We start from the raw sequence: 2,732 nt of genomic DNA, 5'->3' as shown, positions 1-2,732 counted from the left end.
CACACCGCGCAACTGCAAGATGCACTTGCCGCCATCCATAACTGCCAGCTCGTCCTGGCTCATCAGCTCTTTGCCACAATGTCAAGTGATGAATTAAAAAATATCAGCCACGATCAAAGAATTCCTTTTTGTGGCTGCCATTCGGATAATTATTAGCTTGACTTGTACTGCTTAACTTGTTTTATTCGAGAGTGCGAATTATAATAAGGCGGTACGGAGGTGCTATATGGATTACATGACTTTGAAAGAAGCAAGTAAAATTTGGGGAGTAACACCCCGTTGGATCAATTACTACTGTTCCGCAGGACGTATTCCAGGTGCGGAAAAGATGGGGACTGTCTGGCTTATCCCCAAGAGTGCTACAAAGCCAGTAGACAGACGAAGAAAACCCGCCGGTAGATCAAAAGGAGAACATCATGATTGAAGTTTATTATGCGGAAGATGACGAAATGATTGGCAAGTCTGTAAAAGAATATTTGGAACAACAAAATTGCAAAGTAGCTGTTTTTGATAGAATTGCAGATGTCAAGAAAGCGTTAATCGGTCATTTGCCTACAATCGTCTTGCTGGACTGGAATATGCCAGACGGACAAGGGAGTGAATTATGCCTTTGGATTCGGGAAAGGTGGAAAACCCTGCCTATTGTTTATTTGACGATTCGGGGCGATGCTCACGACATTGTTACCGGTTTCCAAAATGGGGCGGATGATTATGTGGTAAAGCCCTTTGATCTTGCCGTTCTGTATTCCCGCATTTTGGCGCTGCTGCGAAGAACCAAAACCGTACCCGACACAAAGCTATTCTGCGATGACCTAATGTTGGATAAGGAGAAAACGGCTGTCTATGACGGACAGAAAGAAATTGCTGTAAGCCAGCCGGAGTACCGCATTCTCCTGATCCTGATGGAAAACAAGGGAAAAACGATCACCAGAAACCAGTTATTAGAACAAGTCTGGGATCGCAGCGGGAACTATGTAAATGACAATACGCTGACGGTCACAATGAAAAGACTGCGGGAAAAATTGAACTATCCATCCTGCCTGAAAACGATCCGAAGTTTTGGCTACCGTATGGAGGACACACAATGAGCGAAAAATGGAAACAAAAAATACTTCTGATTTTTCCGTTTGCTGTTCTTGCGGCAGGCATGATATTTACCGTCACTTTCTTCCTGCACACGTATCGGCAGATTGCATTTGAACACACCTCGGCATTATGCGAAACCATATTGGAAAATTCTCCTGAAGCAGAGCCGCAGCTATTAGCGGCTTTGAAAGACTATCATTCATTGACGGAACAAGAACTCAGAGGCAACGATTATCTGGAAAAATACGGATACCGGGTCGATGATTTTTGCTATGATTTCCCGCTGGATACAGTGCTTTTTCCGATTCTATTTTTCCTTGTGACCGCCTGTGCGTTTGCCGCAGGAATCTTTCTATCCCGCAGAAAAAATCGAAAGAAGATCGCTGATTTGACTGAGTATTTGGAGCAGGTCAATATCGGCGCAGGCGGGACATTGATACAGACGAAGGAAGACGAATATTCCCATTTGCAGGACGAGATCTACAAAACGGTCACGATGCTTTACCAAACAAGAGAAACGGCAGTTGCCGCAAAGAAAAATTTTGCAGAGAACCTGGCTAATATCGCACATCAACTGAAAACGCCGATCACAGCGGCCTTTTTGTCGTTGCAGCTTATGGAAAAAGAAATTCCGGGGGCTTACGCAGAACAGGTCAAACAGCAGTTGAAACGATTAAACCGTCTGGAAGAATCCCTGCTTATGCTTTCCAAAATTGATGCTGGAACGCTGCCGCTCAAACGGGAAAAGATCGATCTTTATACGGTATTAAATCTGGCGGCAGATAATCTGAACGATTTATTGCGGGAAAATCATATTACTGTTGAAATTCCAGAAAATGGCTGTATTGAATTTTGGGGGGATTTGGAGTGGACAATGGAAGCTCTCATCAATCTCATCAAGAATTGTATGGAACATTCTAAGTCGGGCGGCGTAGTTCATTGTGGCTACTCTGGCAACCCTCTCTATGTAGAAATTCAGGTATGGGATGACGGGGCGGGCTTTGACACAGAGGACTTACCGCGTCTTTTCGACCGTTTTTACCGGGGCCGATGTGCGGCCCCCGATGGAATTGGAATTGGTCTGGCTCTTGCCCGTTCCATTTTTGAATTGCAGAACGGAACTATAACCGCCCGTAACTTGCAAAATGGCGGTGCTTGTTTTGAAATAAGGATGTACAGTCACTGAGATGTCACTTTACTTTGTTATACTGTACGCAAGATCATTCAGTAGAGAGGAGAAAGTGACATGGAAATACTAAAATGTGAAAATGTCCGAAAAGTATATGGCGCTAGAAACAATCAGGTCGTGGCGCTGGATCACATTAACCTGTCCGTACAAAAAGGAGAATTTGTAGCAATCGTAGGAGCATCCGGTTCCGGGAAATCTACCCTATTGCATATTTTGGGAAGTGTGGATAAGCCGACAGATGGGAAAGTCCTGATAGAGGGAACGGATATTTCCACCATGAACCGAACACAGGCAGCCATCTTTCGGCGCAGGAAGGTCGGGCTGGTCTATCAGTTTTATAATCTCATCCCCACCCTTAGGGTCTGACGGTCTGCGTATTCTTTCGGTGCATGGGACGGCAGGAGAATGTCGGAGCATATCACGCCGCCCTTGCGGGTGTAGTCGCTGTATTCGCCAT

The 2,732-nt window shown here is 45.2% G+C and carries 3 protein-coding genes and 2 pseudogenes; 4 read left to right on the top strand and 1 reads right to left on the bottom strand.

The genetic code is table 11. From position 1 onward, the window contains the following. Positions 1–226: 226 nt before the first annotated feature. From ACZOWY_RS11720 to ACZOWY_RS11705, 4 genes and pseudogenes are all read left to right on the top strand, one after another. Positions 227–424 carry a helix-turn-helix domain-containing protein gene (locus ACZOWY_RS11720; RefSeq protein ID WP_205153149.1) on the top strand — a complete coding sequence of 66 codons (198 nt, stop codon included), beginning with the start codon at positions 227–229 and terminating at the stop codon, positions 422–424. Next, positions 417–1,088 carry a response regulator transcription factor gene (locus ACZOWY_RS11715; protein WP_484398426.1) on the top strand — a complete coding sequence of 224 codons (672 nt, stop codon included), beginning with the start codon at positions 417–419 and terminating at the stop codon, positions 1,086–1,088. Before ACZOWY_RS11720 ends, ACZOWY_RS11715 begins: the two co-directional genes overlap by 8 nt. Further along, the gene (locus tag ACZOWY_RS11710) at positions 1,085–2,272 is read left to right on the top strand and encodes a sensor histidine kinase (RefSeq protein ID WP_484398420.1); all 1,188 of its coding nucleotides are present in this window, start codon (positions 1,085–1,087) and stop codon (positions 2,270–2,272) included. The genes ACZOWY_RS11715 and ACZOWY_RS11710 overlap by 4 nt, the downstream gene beginning before the upstream one ends. Before the next feature lie 60 nt (positions 2,273–2,332). Continuing rightward, positions 2,333–2,638 (top strand): annotated as a pseudogene (locus tag ACZOWY_RS11705) (ABC transporter ATP-binding protein); the annotation flags it as partial. Here ACZOWY_RS11705 and ACZOWY_RS11700 read toward each other — a convergent pair. After that, a pseudogene (locus ACZOWY_RS11700) lies at positions 2,632–2,732 on the bottom strand (MobQ family relaxase); the annotation flags it as partial. The pseudogenes ACZOWY_RS11705 and ACZOWY_RS11700 overlap by 7 nt on opposite strands.

The organism is Succiniclasticum sp. (assembly GCF_056977735.1).
The sequence above is the reverse complement of the archived record's forward strand: the minus strand, read 5'-3'. Positions and strand labels throughout refer to the sequence as shown.

Coding starts and splice junctions, on each gene's coding strand:
- ACZOWY_RS11710 (WP_484398420.1), top strand. CDS start 1,085: ATGAGCGAAAAATGGAAACAAAAAATACTTCTGATTTTTCCGTTTGCT.
- ACZOWY_RS11720 (WP_205153149.1), top strand. CDS start 227: ATGGATTACATGACTTTGAAAGAAGCAAGTAAAATTTGGGGAGTAACA.
- ACZOWY_RS11715 (WP_484398426.1), top strand. CDS start 417: ATGATTGAAGTTTATTATGCGGAAGATGACGAAATGATTGGCAAGTCT.